Below are 17,421 nucleotides of genomic sequence, written 5' to 3'. Positions count from 1 at the left end.
CTCGTTATCCGCGCGCCACCGTCAGAACATGTACTGACGCCGCCCCACCCTTTTTCAGGGCTTTTGCGCATGCATTTACAGTCGCCCCCGTGGTCATTACATCGTCAACCAGCAGAATGCGTTTTCCCGCCAGCTGTTGCTCTCTCCTAGTCTCAAAAGCGTTTCTGACGTTACTAAGCCGCTGGGGAGCTGTCAAATTTGTTTGCGTAGCCGTAGGCCGAATTCGACGCAGTATTCCCGCCGATGATTTCACGCGAAGCAGCGATCCGAGAGCCCGGGCCAGCTCGCCCGACTGATTATAGCCCCGCTCGCGGCGGCGAACATGAAACAGCGGAACCGGAACAATGCGGTCCACTTCCAGTCCCGGAAATTCAGCCTGCAGGCAGTTAAACAGAATCTGCGCCAAATCCGGAACAAGATGAAGTGCATGTTCATATTTGAGCTGACGCAGCGCCTCGCCGGCCACCCCTTCATAACGCACGGCCGAACGTGCAGCATCGAAAGCGGGTTTTTCCGCGGAGCAGGCATAGCAGATAAAATCGTGCTCCACAGAGCCTGCAACAGGATCCCCGCAGAGCGCACAGAAGGGCGGCTCAACCATGGAGGCGTCGGACCAACAGTCCCAGCAGATAAACCGAAAGGTTTCAGGAGCAGAAACCCCGCAGCCGATACAGTTGCGGGGATACAGCATATCCAGCCAGCCGGTCATCTACCTTTATTCGGAAAGAATGGGATTCGGAATGATATGGGTTGGAATCATAACCGGAACGTCCACGCCTTTCACCCAGTAAATGCGCCCTTTGAGCAGCACCGGATAGTTCAGGAACTTCTCCATCTGATTAATCTCCCCCCGAATCAGACAAATGGTCTCTTCAAACGTATCGGTCTTAAGCACCAGCTTATAAAGCCCCGGATTGGCGCGGCGGATTATGCCCGGATATTCGTCATTTACACCCTGTTTACGCGATTTATCCAACGACATCAAAAAAGCGGGAGCCTCAGACGCCGACTGATCCGCACCCGCCTCCTCTTTCAGCTCCTCTTCAACCACCGGTTCCGGCTGGGGCTCCTCTTCGGGGGCCGCTGCAGTTTCCGGCCTCGCCGGCTGAAGAATTTCGGAATAATCGGAACTGATCCAAACCCGCGTACCTTTCGGCGGAGCAATTTTCAACCAGCCGTTAAATTCTCCGCGCACATCAACGAGCTCATCGCGCAGCACAATCGTCACCACATTATAGTTCTGGCTCGGCCCCGAACGCACATTCAGTTTTTTGGGAAGCACTTTTCCGTTATCCACATAGTTCCCGAAAACCCAGAAATTCAAATTACTCGGAGCCTGGACGGCATACCAGCCGTTGGTGTGGTCGATATAAGGCATCTCCTCGCCACGCATTGCGCGATCGAGCAGTTCGCCTTCAAGCCCGGGCTGTGCCCGCAGACTCACCCGATCTCCCGTCACCTTGACCCGCCGATAGACATTCGACTGTGCAAATGCGGTGCTTGCGGCAACTGCCAGAATCATCATTAAAATTTTCATCTTCACCCCTTAGAAGTCATTAGAGCGCAAACAGGGTACGCGCATTTTTTGCGGTTAATTCTGCCACGGAGCCTAACGAATACCCCTTGAGTTCCGCAAGTTTTTCAGCCGTATGAACCACAAAAGCCGGCTCACACCGGTTACCGCGCATCGGCACCGGCGCCAGATACGGCGAATCCGTTTCGATCAGCAGTCGATCATCGGGCACATGCTGCACCACCTCGCGCAGCGGACCGGCATTATTAAAGGTCATGATCCCGCTGAAACTCACATAAAACCCCAAATCGAGCACTGCACGGGCAAATTTTTCATCGCGCGTAAAACAGTGCAGCACACCGCGGCGCAGCTCATCGCCCTTCCAGGCATTGGAAAAATCGCGCAACAGATCAATCGTGTCTTCGTCGGCATCGCGCGAATGCACCACCACCGGCTTTTCAAATTCGACCGCCAGCGCCAGGTTTTCGTTAAACAGTTTTTTCTGCGCCTCGGCCGTGTCCGCAGTATAATAATAATCCAGCCCGGTTTCGCCGACGGCCTTCACCGGCGGATGCCCGAGCAGCTCACGCAGCGCATCAAAATCGAGATCCTTTTCAGCTTCGTCGCGGTCATAGCCCGCGCAGCCGAAAATTTGTCCGGCATATTCACCGGCGAGGCGGGCCGAACGTTCATTCGCCTCGGCCGATCCGCCGATGGCGATCATTTCCAGAACACCGGCCTCTTTTGCCGCGGCCAAAACCTCGTCAAGCGTGCCGTCTTTTTCGAAACGGTCAAAATGGACATGGGAATCAATAAACATAATGCGCGGCAGTAAAGCGGAACCAACCGGCGGTCTCGAGAAATATTCCGCGAAAATGCGTATGCCCCGAATTACCAACTTTTAACGAATTATACCTTGAAGGTATGAAAGCCAATGGGCATATTTGCGCGCCTTTATAGGTTAGAACAATTTTTGACTTTCTGATCAGGTGCCGAATGCGGCGCGTTTTTTTCAGGTAATTATTAACGAGGAAGAGCAATGGCTAGAACAGTTCCATTAAGTAAAGTCCGTAACATCGGCATTATGGCGCATATTGACGCCGGTAAAACAACCGTATCCGAACGTATTCTGTATTACACAGGCCGTTCCCATAAAATCGGTGAGGTACACGACGGTGCCGCAACCATGGACTGGATGGAACAGGAACAGGAACGCGGCATCACCATCACTTCGGCGGCGACCACCTGCATGTGGAAGGACCACATGATTTCCATCATCGACACCCCCGGCCACGTGGACTTCACGATGGAAGTGGAACGCGCCCTGCGCGTACTTGACGGCGCGATTGCCCTCTACTGCGCAGTCGGCGGCGTTCAGCCACAGTCCGAAACCGTTTGGCACCAGTCCGAACGCTACGAAGTGCCGAAAATCGCTTTCGTAAACAAAATGGACCGTATCGGCGCCGATTTCTACGCTGTGGTTGACGGCATCCAGAATATGCTGGGAGCCAACGCTGTTCCGGTGGTTATTCCGATCGGTGCTTCCGACGACTTTAAAGGCGTCATCGACCTCATCACGATGAAAGCCCTGATTTTCAACGACGATGCCAAGGGTGCTGAGTGGGACGAAATCGATATTCCGGACGACCTGCTCGAAAACGCAAAAGAATGGCGCAACAACCTCGTTGAAAAATGTGCTGAAATGGACGAAGAGCTGCTCGAAAAATATTTCGAAGAAGGCGACCTCTCCGAAGACGAAATCTGGGGCATCCTCCGCAAGGCCACCTGTGCCCGGCAGGTGGTGCCGGTCTACTGCGGATCCGCCTTCAAAAACAAAGGCGTTCAGCAGGTGCTTGACGGCGTCATCAAAATCCTGCCGGCCCCGAACGAAATTCCGCCGATCATCTGCACCAAGAATCCGGACAATCAGCGCAAAGTGGATGACAACGAAGTGTTCTCTGCTCTGGCCTTCAAAATTATGTCCGATAAGCACATGGGCAAACTGACCTATCTGCGTATTTATTCCGGTACCATGACGGCCGGAACCAGCATCTGGAACTCTTCCCAGCAGAAGAAACAGCGTATTGGCCGTCTGCTCCGCATGCACTCCAACCGTCAGGAAGCGCTCGACGTAGCCGTGGCCGGTGACATCGTAGCCGTTGCAGGCCTTGCGGAAACCAAGACCGGGGATACACTCTGCGAAAAAGACAACGAGATCTTCCTCGAATCCATGGATTTCCCGGCACCGGTGATCTCGATCTCCATTAAACCGGAATCCAACGCCGACAACGAAAAACTGGGCGAAGCCCTGCATCGTCTGGCCGACGAAGACCCGACATTCACAGTCGCCTTCGACCATGAAACCAGCGAAACAATTATTGCCGGCATGGGTGAGCTTCACCTCGAAATCATCGTTGACCGTCTGAAACGTGAATTCGGCGTTGTGGCTGAAGTAGGCCGTCCGGAAGTGGCCTACCGTGAAACAGCAACCTCACCGGCGGAAGGTTCCTACAAACACTCCAAGCAGTCCGGTGGCCGCGGTCAATACGGCCACGTTGTTATGTCGGTCGAGCCGGGCAAACCGGGCGATGGTTTCGAGTTCGAAAACAAAGTCGTCGGCGGACGCATTCCTTCCGAATTCATTCCGTCCGTTGAAAAAGGTGTTATTCAGGCTCTGGAAGCCGGTCCGTTTGCCGGTTATCCGGTTGTGGATATGAAAGTCACGCTGACTGATGGTTCCTACCATGACGTGGACTCCTCCGACTTCGCGTTCCAGATCGCCGGTCGCCAGGGCTTTAAAGAACTGTTCATGAAAGGCAACCCGCAGCTGCTCGAGCCGATCATGGCCATCGAGATCACCACGCCGGAAGAATTCATGGGCCCCTGCAACTCCACCATCGCTCAGCGTCGCGGACGCATTGAGTCTATGGATGAGCGTGGCGGCATGAAGATCGTCAAAGGATTCGTTCCGCTGAGCGAAATGTTCGGTTACTCGAACACCATCCGCTCCCTCACCCAGGGACGTGCGTCGTTCTCCATGACCTTTGAACACTACGAAGCTGTTCCGATCAACATCGCGAACGAAGTGGTTGAAAAACGCCGCGCTGAAGGAAAAATCAAATAAGCACAGCCTATTTGATGCAGAAAAGGTCGCCCTAGGGCGGCCTTTTTCTGTATCCGAAGACTGTCCGTCTTACCTGCCCCGGCAAAACTCCTCACAAAAATAAAAAAAACACACCTTTTGAGTAACGCTCCCGGGACAGCCCACGTATTACATTATGAACCCAACAGTTTTACCGGGCGGTAGATTAACCCACTTCGCCCTTTATTACTCCGCCCCGGCTTAACCCACCGGGGTTTTCTTTTGCCCACACGTCAACCTTCGAGCAGGTCACCCCAGAGGAAATTCAACCCAAAACCGGCTGCCGGAGCCCGGCTCGCTCTCAACACCCACTCGTCCCCCCAGCTTATCCGCCATGGTCTTAACGACATACAGTCCGAGACCGCTGGACCGCTCCCCGCCGGTTGGCCGGCTGCTGAGACGGGAAAACTGCTGAAAAAGCCGGCCCAGTTCCTCCGGAAGAATCCCCGGCCCCTGATCTTCCACCCAGATTCGCACCAAAGACTTCGAAGAGACGACCCGAACGGTTACGACCGAACCTTCGGGGCTGAATTTAATCGCATTTGAAACCAGATTCTCAAGAATGGACTGAGCCCAGGGTGCACTGGCGTGGATCATGATGGAACCAAAGCCTGTGTCTTTATTCATGCGAATAGCTTTCGACTGCGCATGCGTCTCGCAATCGGCCCATACCGCATCCAGCACATCATTAAGGTCCAGCGGTTCGACGGGCGGGAGTACGGGGGATTCCAGCGACTTGAGATTCAACAGATTCTGGATCAGTGCAATCATATCCTCCCCCGCCTCCTCACAGCGTTTAGCCAGGTCGTACACTATCGTGAGATCGGATTCATCGTGAATGAGCCGGGCCATTCCGATCATGCCGCTCAACGGCGTTTTCAGATCGTGAACGACGATTTTCATAAACTCATCCTTTTCATGATGCAGCCGTTCGAGCTCATCGTTGCGGCCTTCCAGCTCATCAGCCATCAGCAACACCTGCTCATGCTGACCGAGAAGCCTACGCTGATACTGCTGTCCCGCCAGATATACCACAGCCAACACCAATGCAGTCAGAACAATACAGACCGAGAGATTCGCCGCCAGAATTCCCTTCAGATGCGCCGTGCTCATATCGACATCCTCCTCCACCAGCAGGTACCAGCCCAGTTCCGGCAGATAGCGGGCATTCAACAGTAGATTCCGTCCATTCCGGCTGTATTCCAGCTGCGTAGACGGCTGAGAAAGTATCCGGCCAGCAAGCTGCTTTGAGGCCAAATACTCGCTTAACATGGGCTTGCTTAATGGATCAATATCTTCCCCGACCGAGTAGGCCACCCGCCCGTCCGGGTTTGCAAAATAGATGGTTTTACGGTAGCGCGATTTAAAATGCTGAATCAGCGCTTCAATCGATTCGATCCGTTCAGCCACCCCTGCAACACCGATAAAATTCCCGTCATAATCATAGACCTTATAATTGATAAACAACGTCAGCCGGTTACTCACATGCATATCAATGTCGGCATTGATTTCAAAATCCGTCCTGGCATCGCGACACCGGGCATACCAGACATCCTCGCCCTCCGGATCAATCTGATTACGCAGACCTTTATGGGAATAATAGTTCCGCGTTTTTTCTGAAACTAAAAAGGCCGAAGTCATCCCCTGCTTGGACTGAATGCGGCTCAGGTAGTCAATGATTCGCTCGACATCCTGTTCCCCGTCCAGCACCCAGTCGCGTAGAAAAACACTGTTGGCCATGGTTTCTGAAATGTTCAGCGGAGGCAGCAGAATGCGCTGGATTTCAGAATGGATATTATCACTCGCCAGCGGCAGCTCATGATTTCGTACAGCTTCGCGGATATTAGCCTTGGAAACATAATACCCCGCAATACTCATGGTCATGAATCCCGCCAACAGAACAAGCCCCAGCATCAAAGCCAGCCGTGTTTTATTCATTAACCCCGTTTTTTCACTCATGACATCTCCATTAAAACCGATCACATTACACTTATTTAAGAAACAGGGCAAATTCGTCCGCTCCCCGGCACACCCAGCAGACTGAAAAATCATCCATTTAAACAACGCTCCTGACTCTGCCTGCGTATATCCAGATGCTTCACAGAAGATGAGAAAAAACAGAAGGCATATCCAGCGCGGTTGCTTTATTTCAAAATCCGGATTTTTTATCAGAACTGCATAAAACCCCGCCGACTGATCAACCCGGCCCTGCTGCTCATCAATCGATTTGTTAGTTTTATGATAAGCTTTTACCGCTTCACAGCATATCACACAACCTTGGCCTCCAATCTGCTAAACGGCACATCGGCAAAAAAAACTACACCTGAAAAGAAAACCTAAAGGAATAAAATGAAACAGATCATCTATATATTGTCCGTCCTTGCTGTAACAGGAGCTGCACAGGCTGGAATTATTGATGCCGCATCCGGTGCAGCAACGCTGTTCGGTGATACAGAAATCAGAACCGACCATACGGGATATACCGGAGCCGGTTTTACCGCGCTCAATAACCGGGACAATTCCGGCTTTACCCTCGCCGCTGATACCGCGTTCACCAACATTGTCCTGCGCTATGCTGCCGCCAGCACCAATCCCGGAGAATTCCATATCTCCATCGAAGAAACGGGCTCCCCGCTGAGCACGGCGGGTGATACCGTTTTCTTTGCAAAAACAGCATCATATGATGACTGGACAACCATTAGCATCAACCTCTCTGGCGAAAGCGGAGATGTTTTCCATTTCGCCTGGGCAGATACTTCCAACAATGGCGGCGTAAATGTTGATTATGTCAATTTTCAGGCCATCCCTGAGCCGGCAACCGCCGGATTGATTGCCCTCGTTGGCGGAGGGCTGTTCTTTATCCGCCGTCTGATGATGTAACCGGATAATAAAACAGCTGTTCTACACAGCCTCCCGCCCGAGCAGAGCGGGAGGCTTTTTTATGCAAAATACACGACGGATACCGCTCAGATTGACAACACTCCATCTCCTGTGAGACCCTCTTTCCTCACCTAACGATGCGGCCTCATTGATGCGGAATAATCACTATATTGCGGAAATCCTTGGAAATCGGTTCAGCCGGAAAACGATTGAAACCGCACTGCAACAATGTGGACCGGAAACCGGAGATCTCCTAGACCAGCTTGCGGACGAAAACTGCTCCAGGCACATGCTTTTTTCAGATGTGGCCCGCCATGTCGGCATGGAACAGATCGAACTCGATGAAACGGTTCCTGCCTCATCCGCCGCAAACCTGATCGACCCGGAAATCGCCCTGCGCTACCGCACCGTCCCAATCCGGAAAACCGGGACCGCCCTGACACTCGCTTTCGGAGATCCATCCGATATTGAAACCCTTGACACCCTGCGTTACCTGTTCGATACACCGGTCGAAATCGTGGCCGCCCTGCCGGAGCAAATCGAAGCGACGCTTAAACGGCTCTATTCCGAGCCCACTACGCCTATACCGGAAAAAAAAGAAGAGCCCCCCGTCCAAAGTGATGACGAACCGGTCATCAGACTCGTCAACCTGCTGATAACAGAAGGCTTCAACCAACGCGCATCCGATATCCACCTTGAACCGCTCTCCGCGACCTTCCGGGTTCGCTACCGGATCGACGGCGCCCTGCGGGAAGTCGAAGGACCGCCGCGGCGGCTGCACCCCTCCGTCATCAGCCGAATTAAAATCATGGCCGGTATGAAAATTTCCGAAAAGCGGCTTCCGCAGGACGGACGAATTGAAATCAATGCCGAAGGCCGCCCGCTCGATCTGCGCGTCTCCTCGATTCCGACCAATCACGGGGAAAGCATTGTAATGCGTATTCTCGACAAGCAGACCTTGCAGCTCGGACTTCCAAACCTTGGATTTCATGAAGAGGACCATAAAACCTTCCAGCGTCTCATCCAGTACCCCGACGGCATTCTGCTGGTTACCGGCCCGACCGGCTCCGGGAAAACCACCTCGCTGTATGCCTGCCTGAATCACCTCAACCAACCGGACCGTAAAATCATCACGGTCGAGGATCCGGTGGAGTATCAGTTGAACGGCATCAACCAGGTGCGTGTCCGCTCGGATATCGGCCTCACCTTCAGCGCCGCCCTGCGCTCCATGCTGCGGCAGGCCCCAAATATCATTATGATCGGAGAAATCCGCGACCGGGAAACGGCGGAGATTGCCGTAAATGCAGCGCTCACCGGACATCTGGTACTCAGCACCCTGCACACCAACGATGCTCCAAGCGCGGTCACCCGTCTGACGGACATCGGCATTAAACCTTTTCTCATTTCATCCGCAGTCCGCGGCATCATGGCCCAGCGACTGGTTCGCACCATCTGCGGATCGTGTAAAGTTTCCTATGCACCTTCCGCAACCGAACAACAGCTCGCTGAGCCGGTCTCCAGCCTCTGGAAAGGCGAAGGCTGCCCCGCCTGCGGCCATACCGGCTATCACGGCCGCAAAGGTATTTTTGAACTGATGGCGATCAATGATGCCCTGCGCGAGCTGATCTACCGAAAGGCCTCCACTGCCGAACTGCGAAACGCGGCTGCCGCCGGCGGCATGCGCACCCTCCGGGAGGACGGCCTCCGTAAAGCAGCCGACGGTGAAACCACACTGAGCGAAGTGCTCCGGGTAACCATGGGAGACCGCAACGGATGATCATGCTCAACCATCTGGTCGACAGCGGACGTATTTCCCGGGAACAGGCGGAGTCCATTCACGGGGAACATCTCGCGCAAGGACGCAGCATACGCGACATCATTCTTGATCAGCACGATCTCCGCGAACCGGAATATCTGCAGGCCGTGGCCGATGCACTCAACAGCGAGATTATCGATCTCGAAAACACACCAACGTTTCCAAACCCTGGAAACCGCATTCCCTCCAGCCTTGTCCGCATGTATTTTACCACGCCGGTGAAGGAAGAGGACGGCGCGGTTATTTTTGCGGTGTGCGATTATCCCGCTTCGGCCGTGGCGGACGACATGGCGTTTATTCTGTCGCAACCGATCGGCTTTGTGGTCGCCCCGGAAGAACAGATTAAAAAGACGATTCATAAACTCTTTGGAGAAACAGATGAATCAACACCCGCCCCCTCGGCGGGGCTGGAACAGACCCATTTCACCGATCTCGAACATGCCGCCTGCTCCACCCCGGTCATCCAATTCGTAAACAGCATCCTGCAGCAGGCGGTCAGCGACGGCGCATCGGATATCCATTTCGAACCCTTTGAAAAGGAGTTTAAAATCCGCTGCCGGGTGGATGGCGCCCTTTTTGAAATGCCTCCCCCGCCCATTCATCTGGCCCTGCCGATTATCTCGCGAATCAAAGTCATCGCCGGACTCGACATTGCAGAATCCCGACTTCCTCAGGACGGGCGCATCGAACTCGCCGCAGGAGGACATACCATCGATTTCCGCGTCTCCACCCTGCCCACCCAGTTCGGCGAAAGTGTAGTGCTGCGAGTGCTTGACCGCTCCAATGTTCAACTCGAACTCGACCGCATCGGATTCCCGGAAGATATCTACCGCAGTTTCACAAAGGATATAGAAAAACCGAACGGCATCGTGATAGTGACCGGTCCCACCGGCTCCGGAAAAACAACAACCCTTTATGCAGCTCTCCAGCGGATCAACAAAACCGAAACCAAAATTCTAACAGCGGAAGATCCCGTTGAATACGACGTGGAAGGAATCATCCAGCTGCCGGTTCGTGACAACATCGGCCTCACCTTCGCCTCGGCCCTGCGCTCATTTCTCCGTCAGGATCCGGATGTGATTATGGTCGGCGAAATCCGCGATCTGGATACCGCACAGATTGCCGTGCAGGCCTCACTGACTGGACATCTGGTCTTCACGACACTGCATACGAATGACGCCGCCGGCGCCATTACCCGTTTAATTGATATGGATGTGGAGCCTTATCTGATTGCCTCGACGCTCGAGGCCGTCATGGGCCAGCGGTTGGTGCGTACAATCTGCCCGGACTGCAAAACCGCCTATACGCCGGATGATGAAATGCTGCAGTTGCTCGAACTCACCCGGGCGCAAATTGGCGATCGCCCGTTTTACCGCGGATCAGGATGCGAAACCTGCGGAGGAAGCGGCTACAGCGGACGCTGTGCCCTTTTTGAATATATGCCGATCAATGAGACGCTGCGCTCAGCCATTGTTGAAAAACAACCTACACTGGCCCTTCGCCGGAAAGCAATTGCTCTCGGAATGCGCACCCTGCGCGAAGATGGAATCCGCCTGATTCTGGATGGACGCACAACAGTTGAAGAGGTGGTGCAATACACATGATGAAGTGGATTTTTACCGGTATCTGCATGATTATTTTCGTCCTGCTGATGACCAATAAAAAAATGGAAATGCGAACCATTTTCAACGACTATCAGTACTCCAAAAGCTACTGGAGCAGAGAAGCGCATATTCAACGCGGAAAAGAGGTCATGCGCCCCCGGCTGATTCCCTACATGCTGGAAATCTATGCCTCGGGCCGCGACATTGAATTTGCCGAAGCCATGATCGATTCCTGCCAGGAGCAAAAGGCCACCGATCTGCTCTGGGAAATTGCATTAAACAAGGAAACAGAACCGCTCGTACGGACCATCTGCCTTGCCCATCTGCTCAATCGCGACGAGCTGCGGGCATGGACCGAGATTACCGACAAAGATATTGAAGTCATCAGCGCCTCCATGCCGGCCCACGTGGTGCACTGGAAACACCTGCTCGTAAAATATGTCGGCGTAACCCATGCCTATCTCAACAAAGACACCTTTCCGGAACGCCACAAATTCAAAGCCACATTCCGGCGCTGCATCGAAATGTACAAAGTGAAAGAGGCGGACCGCAAAAAACTGAAAACACAGTACCTGTCCGAAGAGGAATTTCCCGAGGAGCTGCCGAAGTAATTCGGTGATACCTGTTCCGAACTCAGGAAAAATACGATGCCTAAATTCAGATATACAGCTCACGACATCAATGGCCGGGAAAAAAGCGGAGTCGTCAATGCGGCCAGTTCGACCGCGGCGGAGACGCTGCTGAAAAGCCGGGGGCTGTTTCCCACCGAAGTGGCGGGAACCGACCTGAAGCTTCCAAAAACTGAAAAAACGGCAGAATCGACACCGTCGCACAAACGCGGACTTTCCACCGAAATCCGACTTCCGGCTTTGCTGACCCCGATCACCCCGAAACAGCTGATGATACTGACCCGCCAGCTCGCCACCCTCATCCACTCCGGCATGCCTCTGCTCAAAGGGCTGAAGATTCTGGAACGGCAGGAAAGCCATAACACGCTGAAAAAAGCGATCGGCCGGATCGCCGAATCCATTGAAGGCGGCAGCACCTTCGCGGATGCACTGGCCGAACATCCCCGCATCTTCAACCGGCTCTATGTCAATATGGTCAAAGCCGGGGAAGCCGGCGGAGTCCTCGACACCGTTCTCGACCGTCTCGCCTCCTATATGGAAAAAGCCCAGAAGGTGAAAAATCGCGTCAAAAGTGCCATGACCTACCCCATCGTGGTGCTGCTGGCCTCTTCGGCGATTATGATCTTCCTGATGGTTTCCATTATTCCGAAATTTGAAATCATCTTTTCCGATATGCTCGACGGGCGCGCCCTTCCGCCGCTCACGCTTTATGTAATGGGGATCAGCGAAAACATTAAAAACCAGTGGCCGGTCGGCCTCGCAGCCCTTGCAGGTGCCGCGGTTCTTTTCATAATCCTGAAACGGTTCAAACGCGGCCGCTATGTGCTCGATGCACTGAAACTCGTCCTCCCCCTGTTTGGAAAACTTATCCGGATGTCGGCTCTGGCCCGCTTTGCCCGAACGCTCGGCACCCTGATGGAATCCGGCGTTCCCGTTCTTCAGGCCCTCTCAATTGTAAAAGAAACACTCAGCAATGAAATAATCTCGAATGCGGTCCAGAATATTCATGATAACATTAAAGACGGCGAATCCATGGCCGCGCCCGTGGAAGCCAATTCCATTTTCCCTCCGATTTTCGGCGGAATGGTCGAAGTGGGCGAGGAAACCGGCGAGCTGCCGGATATGCTGCTGAAAACCGCCGATATGTATGAGGACGAAGTGGATAATATCGTGGCCGGATTAAGCTCGATTATCGAACCGTTGCTGATTGTCATTCTCGCAGTGGTTGTCGGCACAATTGTGATTGCCATGTTCCTCCCCATGGTGTCTATTATTGGTAACCTGAGTTAGGCAGGGGTGCCTCCTCAGAACCTGGAGAGAGTGATGAAAGCACTGTTGATTGTTGCGCATGGAAGCCGCCGTAAAGAGTCCAATGATGAAGTCCGCCGCCTTGCTCAGCGCATACATGAAAACGCCGGCCCGGCATTCGACCTCGTAACCAGCGCCTTTCTTGAAATCTCCAGTCCGCAGATCGACTCCGCCGTCGCCGACCTCGTCGATGAGGGCGCTTCCGAAATCCGGATTTTTCCCTATTTTCTCGCCGCCGGCACCCATGTGGTGAATGACATCCCGCGCATCATCGAAGAGGAAAAAAACAACCATCCGGATATCGATTTTGAGATCCTTCCGCATCTTGGCGCCCTGCAAGGCATCAGTACACTGATCCTGAATCAAATCTACAAAGGCGGAAAACCCCGCAATCCCGCACTGGCCTCGCTCGAAACACTCGAAACGGACTGACGTGCAATATCCCGTCCCTCTGTGCGTTGATGAATAGCCTGTTTGATTACTTCTCGGTATAAACCTCGTACGAAGTTTCACCACGAAGAACACGGAGGAAGGATTCTGTGTTCTCCGAGGTCCTCCAGCGGAGCGGGTGGCAAAAATATACCCGTATGTTTTAGCAAGTGGTATAAAAACGGTGAATATCCCGTGGATGCTCATGACCGGAACCCACGATGAGGCCATCAACGGCGACGGACCGCAGACCATTCTTCAAAAACAAGATCGATGGCAGCATAAGTACATGAGCCGAAACCGGCTGTATATTGCCATTGACTTACGCCCTTCACTCCCCTAATTTCCCTGCTCTTTTGACCCCAACGATCGGGGGAGGTGAATTAAAAAATGGCACAAGAAACCTGCGAAGTAAAAGTACGCCGCGGCGAAAATGTGGACCGCGCACTGCGTCGTCTGAAAAAAGCGCTGGATAAAGAAGGCGTTCTGAAAACGATGCGTTCCAAACGCTGCTACGAAAAGCCGAGCGAAAAGAAAAAGCGTCTGGCCAACAGCCGTCGTACACGCCGCTAATTTCCAATCATTGGAAACGGTTTGATAAAGCTCCCTTCATCGGGAGCTTTTTTTGCGTCCAGGGCACACCCGGCGGTTAATATGCCGTGCCGCTCATCCACTCCAGATACAGGGCCCAGAGTTTCCAGCCCCCCAGCATCCAGATCATCGCGGCTAAAGAAATATACGGCCCGAACGGAATTTTGCTCTGCAGTTCTTTTTTTCCGATCGCAATAAACGTTACTCCGATAATCGTTCCGAGCAGCGAAGAAATGAAAACAATAAAAATCACGGACTCCCAGCCCAGAAAAGCCCCGATACAACCCATCAGTTTCACATCGCCGAAACCCATGGCATCTTTCTTCAGGATCAGTTTCCCGATAATGGAAACCGAATAAAGCGACCCGAAGCCGACCGCCAGACCGATCAGCGACTGGATCAGGCCGCTCATATGCGAATCGACACCATGCATCGCCGGAATCAGAAAACTCAGAATCGGCCCGATAATTTCTCCGCCGATCGTCACCCGGTCGGGAATCCACATTTCATCATAATCGACCATGCTGCCGAAAATCAGCCCGAAGATGAGCAGGCCGTAGGGCAGCACAATCAGCTGATACGGATAAACGAGCCAGACGGCGGTAAAAAGCAGGGCGGTCAGCAGCTCAATAGAGGGATAGCGCGCTGAAACCGGCGCTTTGCAGTAACGGCACTTTCCCCGCAGAAAGATCCATCCGAGAATCGGAATATTATCCTTCCAGGCCAGATCGGTCATACACTTCGGACAGCGGGACCGGGGCTTAACCACCGAAAGCTCCGCCGGAATGCGATAAATGCACACATTCAGAAAACTGCCCCAGCAGGCTCCGAAGAGAAAGACCACCAAGATCCAATACCAATCAAAAAAATCCATCCAACCCCGTCCTTTTCGTACGCCGTAATCCGCGCAACGATCACCTATCCGTTTTCACAGATCACGCCCCGTAAACGGCATCCTCCAACGCCTTACGCATCGCCGGGACCGACGGTGCAGTACCGGTCCAGATTTCAAAGGCGCGGGCGCCCTGATGCAACAGCATACCCAACCCATTAGCAATCTGCGCGCCAGCTTCGCGTGCGGCGGACAGGAACGCCGTTTCGGGATACATGTAAATCAGATCAAAGGCCCGCTGCCCCGACCGGAACGCTTCCGGCGGCAGCAGCGAAGGATCATCCTTCTTCATGCCCACCGGCGACGCCTGCACCACGAGGTCGCACCTCTTGCAATAGTCTATCTGGGCTGGCCCCTCCTGCACCTGAGTGATAATGAGTTCAGGATTTATATTTATGAGCTCATTACTTAACTTTTGCGTTCTCTCAGCATCAACATCTGCCAACACAAAGGATACCGCACCTTCTACTGCCGCTTGTAATGCAATGGCCCGCCCGGCCCCGCCGCAACCCAGCACAAAGATGGAGTCTCCCTTAACGGTTTTACCAAAGGCCTCTTCCAAGGCCTTCAGGAATCCATAGCCGTCGGTATTGTGGCCGACCATACCGTTTTCCGTAAACTCAACGGTATTGGCCGCGCCGAACAACTTGGCGCTGGCATCCAGATTTTCCAGTCCCCGGAAAGCGACCTCTTTATGCGGAACCGTCAGATTGACCCCGGCAAACCCCATCAGGGCCATCGACGGGAGCACCTCCATCAGGCGGTCCGGATGCACATCCAGTGCCAGATAAATGCCGTCAAAATTCAGTTCCTGCATCGATGCATTGTGCATCACCGGCGACAACGTGTGTCCGATCGGATGCCCCAGCACGGCAAACGGTTTGGTATGCCCACTCAATTTCATATTCAAATCCCTACTTTTTAGTAATGCGGTTCAGGCCGGCAACAATCGCACGCACTGCAGCCTGATTGATATTCGAATCTTCACCGACCCCGAAAATCACTCCGTTCCCTGCTAATTTGAGCGGAACATAAGCCAACGCCTGGGCATCCGCCCCTTTATCGATGGCCTGCTCGTGATAATCATCGACGGTAAAATCAACATCCACCACCTGCCGGATCGCAGAAACAAAAGCTGAAATCGGCCCGTTTCCATCGGCCTGAATGGTTTTTTCTTCGCCGTTGATTTTCAGCTTCACTTCACCGTGAATAAACGTCGGATCCTGATCGTCGGGGCGCGGCCAGTAGCCCACGAGTTCATACGGCCCTTCCGGGGCCACAAATTCGTTTTGGAAAACTTCGTGGACTTCGTCGGCACTGATTTCCCGGCCGACCTGCTCGCTGTAGCCCTGAACATATTTACTCAGTTCCGGCTGCATCGCCTTCGGGATTCCAATGCCGAAATCCTGTTCCAGTACCCATGCAATACCGCCTTTACCCGACTGCGAATTAATGCGAATCAACCGCTCGAATTTACGCCCGAGGTCCGCCGGATCAATATGCATATACGGCACTTTCCAGCCCATACCGAACATATCCGGAGCTTCCGTCAGCTTATGTACCCCTTTATTAATCGCATCCTGATGCGATCCGGAAAATGCGGTAAATGCATAGGTTCCGGCGTAAGGCTGGCGGTAATAAATCGGCATGCCCGTCAACCGCTCCACCGTTTCGGCCACATGCCCGAGATCAGAAAAGTCGATGCCGGTTTCAATGCCGCGCGAATAGAGGTTATTGATACACGTAACCAAATCCACATTACCCGTCCGCTCGCCGTGCCCGAAAAGCGTACCTTCCACCCGGTCCGCACCGGCCATTAAACCGAGCTCAATCGATGCCACACCCATACCTTGATCGTTGTGCGCATGCAACGAAACCAAAATACGGTCGCGCTGCGAAAACTTACGGCAGAACAGCTCCACCATATCCGCATAGTGATTCGGCGGACGGCGCTCAACGGTTGCCGGGAGATTCATGATCAACGGTTTTTCCGGTGTCGCCTTACCCCACGTTTCAAATACGGCCTCGCAGACTTCAACGGAAAAATCGATATCCGTATCGGTAAATTCCTCCGGCGAAAATTCATAGCGGATATCCGATTCCGGCATCTGGTCCGCCAACTCGCGAATCTGTTTTGTAGAGGCCACAGCGGTTTCAATCAGCTGTTTACGCTCCATGCCGAATACCTGCTTCATATGCAGATCTGACGGCGCAATATACGCATGCACAATCCCGCGTTTACATCCTTTAAACGCTTCCATCGTTTTCTCAATGAGATGCGGACGCGACTGCGTGAGGCCCATAATGAATACATCGTCCGGAATGAGATCCCCTTCAATCAGCGTACGGAAAAAATTGAATTCATCCGCGCTGGCCGACGGGAAACCGATTTCAATATGCTTAAACCCGATATCGCAGAGCAGTTTAAAATACTCGAGTTTCTGATCCGGATCCATCGGGTCCGGCAGCGCCTGGTTCCCGTCACGCATATCAACCGAACACCAGATCGGCGATTTTGTGACACTCTTCGAAGGCCACTGACGGTCCGGGATATCAATCATCTCCGGAATTCTGTATTTGGGTATACTCATTTTCACTCTCCTAAAAGGGGCTTAAT

15 protein-coding genes are annotated in these 17,421 nt (G+C 53.3%); 8 read left to right on the top strand and 7 right to left on the bottom strand.

All coding sequences use genetic code 11. From position 1 onward, the window contains the following. Positions 1-4: 4 nt before the first annotated feature. Genes P9H32_RS10430 through P9H32_RS10420 form a run of 3 tightly spaced genes read right to left on the bottom strand, consistent with a single transcriptional unit; the run spans position 5 to position 2,333 of the window. Entirely contained in the window at positions 5-709 is a 705-nt protein-coding gene (locus P9H32_RS10430; RefSeq protein ID WP_322608836.1) for a ComFC family protein, read from the bottom strand. Between the two features lie 6 nt (positions 710-715). Then, complete coding sequence (locus P9H32_RS10425) at positions 716-1,537, bottom strand: SH3 domain-containing protein (protein ID WP_322608835.1); 822 nt, start codon at positions 1,535-1,537, stop codon at positions 716-718. Between the two features lie 19 nt (positions 1,538-1,556). Beyond that, positions 1,557-2,333, bottom strand: coding sequence for a TatD family hydrolase (locus P9H32_RS10420; RefSeq protein ID WP_322608834.1), 777 nt, complete (start codon positions 2,331-2,333; stop codon positions 1,557-1,559). A gap of 219 nt (positions 2,334-2,552) precedes the next feature. On the opposite strand from P9H32_RS10420, the gene fusA reads away from it, so the two are divergent. Next, a complete protein-coding gene (gene fusA / locus P9H32_RS10415; RefSeq protein WP_322608833.1) occupies positions 2,553-4,637 on the top strand; it encodes an elongation factor G in 2,085 nt (694 codons plus the stop codon). 267 nt (positions 4,638-4,904) lie between these two features. Here fusA and P9H32_RS10410 read toward each other — a convergent pair whose 3' ends face one another. Continuing rightward, a complete protein-coding gene (locus tag P9H32_RS10410) occupies positions 4,905-6,614 on the bottom strand; it encodes a sensor histidine kinase (protein ID WP_322608832.1) in 1,710 nt (569 codons plus the stop codon). Between the two features lie 390 nt (positions 6,615-7,004). On the opposite strand from P9H32_RS10410, the gene P9H32_RS10405 reads away from it, so the two are divergent. The 7 genes from P9H32_RS10405 to rpsU all read left to right on the top strand — a co-directional run bounded on the left by P9H32_RS10405 (position 7,005) and on the right by rpsU (position 13,894). Beyond that, on the top strand, positions 7,005-7,535 hold the full coding sequence (locus P9H32_RS10405; RefSeq protein WP_322608831.1) for a PEP-CTERM sorting domain-containing protein: 531 nt from the start codon (positions 7,005-7,007) through the stop codon (positions 7,533-7,535). Positions 7,536-7,686: 151 nt separating this feature from the next. After that, complete coding sequence (locus P9H32_RS10400; RefSeq protein WP_322608830.1) at positions 7,687-9,312, top strand: GspE/PulE family protein; 1,626 nt, start codon at positions 7,687-7,689, stop codon at positions 9,310-9,312. Next, positions 9,309-10,955 carry a GspE/PulE family protein gene (locus P9H32_RS10395; protein ID WP_322608829.1) on the top strand — a complete coding sequence of 549 codons (1,647 nt, stop codon included), beginning with the start codon at positions 9,309-9,311 and terminating at the stop codon, positions 10,953-10,955. Before P9H32_RS10400 ends, P9H32_RS10395 begins: the two co-directional genes overlap by 4 nt. Beyond that, positions 10,952-11,566 (top strand): hypothetical protein, encoded by a 615-nt coding sequence (locus P9H32_RS10390; RefSeq protein ID WP_322608828.1) that lies wholly within the window; start codon positions 10,952-10,954, stop codon positions 11,564-11,566. Before P9H32_RS10395 ends, P9H32_RS10390 begins: the two co-directional genes overlap by 4 nt. 36 nt (positions 11,567-11,602) lie before the next feature. Then, positions 11,603-12,874, top strand: a complete 1,272-nt coding sequence (locus P9H32_RS10385; RefSeq protein WP_322608827.1) for a type II secretion system F family protein — start codon at positions 11,603-11,605, stop codon at positions 12,872-12,874. Positions 12,875-12,907: 33 nt separating this feature from the next. Next, on the top strand, positions 12,908-13,324 hold the full coding sequence (locus P9H32_RS10380) for a sirohydrochlorin chelatase (protein ID WP_322608826.1): 417 nt from the start codon (positions 12,908-12,910) through the stop codon (positions 13,322-13,324). A gap of 387 nt (positions 13,325-13,711) precedes the next feature. Then, entirely contained in the window at positions 13,712-13,894 is a 183-nt protein-coding gene (gene rpsU, locus P9H32_RS10375) for a 30S ribosomal protein S21 (protein ID WP_130596985.1), read from the top strand. Positions 13,895-13,970: 76 nt separating this feature from the next. Here rpsU and P9H32_RS10370 read toward each other — a convergent pair whose 3' ends face one another. The 3 genes from P9H32_RS10370 to P9H32_RS10360 form a co-directional block, all read right to left on the bottom strand. Continuing rightward, a complete protein-coding gene (locus tag P9H32_RS10370; RefSeq protein WP_322608825.1) occupies positions 13,971-14,786 on the bottom strand; it encodes a prepilin peptidase in 816 nt (271 codons plus the stop codon). 61 nt (positions 14,787-14,847) lie between these two features. After that, entirely contained in the window at positions 14,848-15,708 is an 861-nt protein-coding gene (aroE, locus tag P9H32_RS10365; RefSeq protein WP_322608824.1) for a shikimate dehydrogenase, read from the bottom strand. 10 nt (positions 15,709-15,718) lie between these two features. Beyond that, on the bottom strand, positions 15,719-17,395 hold the full coding sequence (locus P9H32_RS10360) for a 2-isopropylmalate synthase (protein WP_322608823.1): 1,677 nt from the start codon (positions 17,393-17,395) through the stop codon (positions 15,719-15,721). Positions 17,396-17,421 lie beyond the last annotated feature (26 nt).

The sequence above is a fragment of the Pontiella agarivorans genome (genome assembly GCF_034531395.1).
GTDB lineage: Bacteria > Verrucomicrobiota > Kiritimatiellia > Kiritimatiellales > Pontiellaceae > Pontiella > Pontiella agarivorans.
The sequence above is the reverse complement of the archived record's forward strand: the minus strand, read 5'-3'. Positions and strand labels throughout refer to the sequence as shown.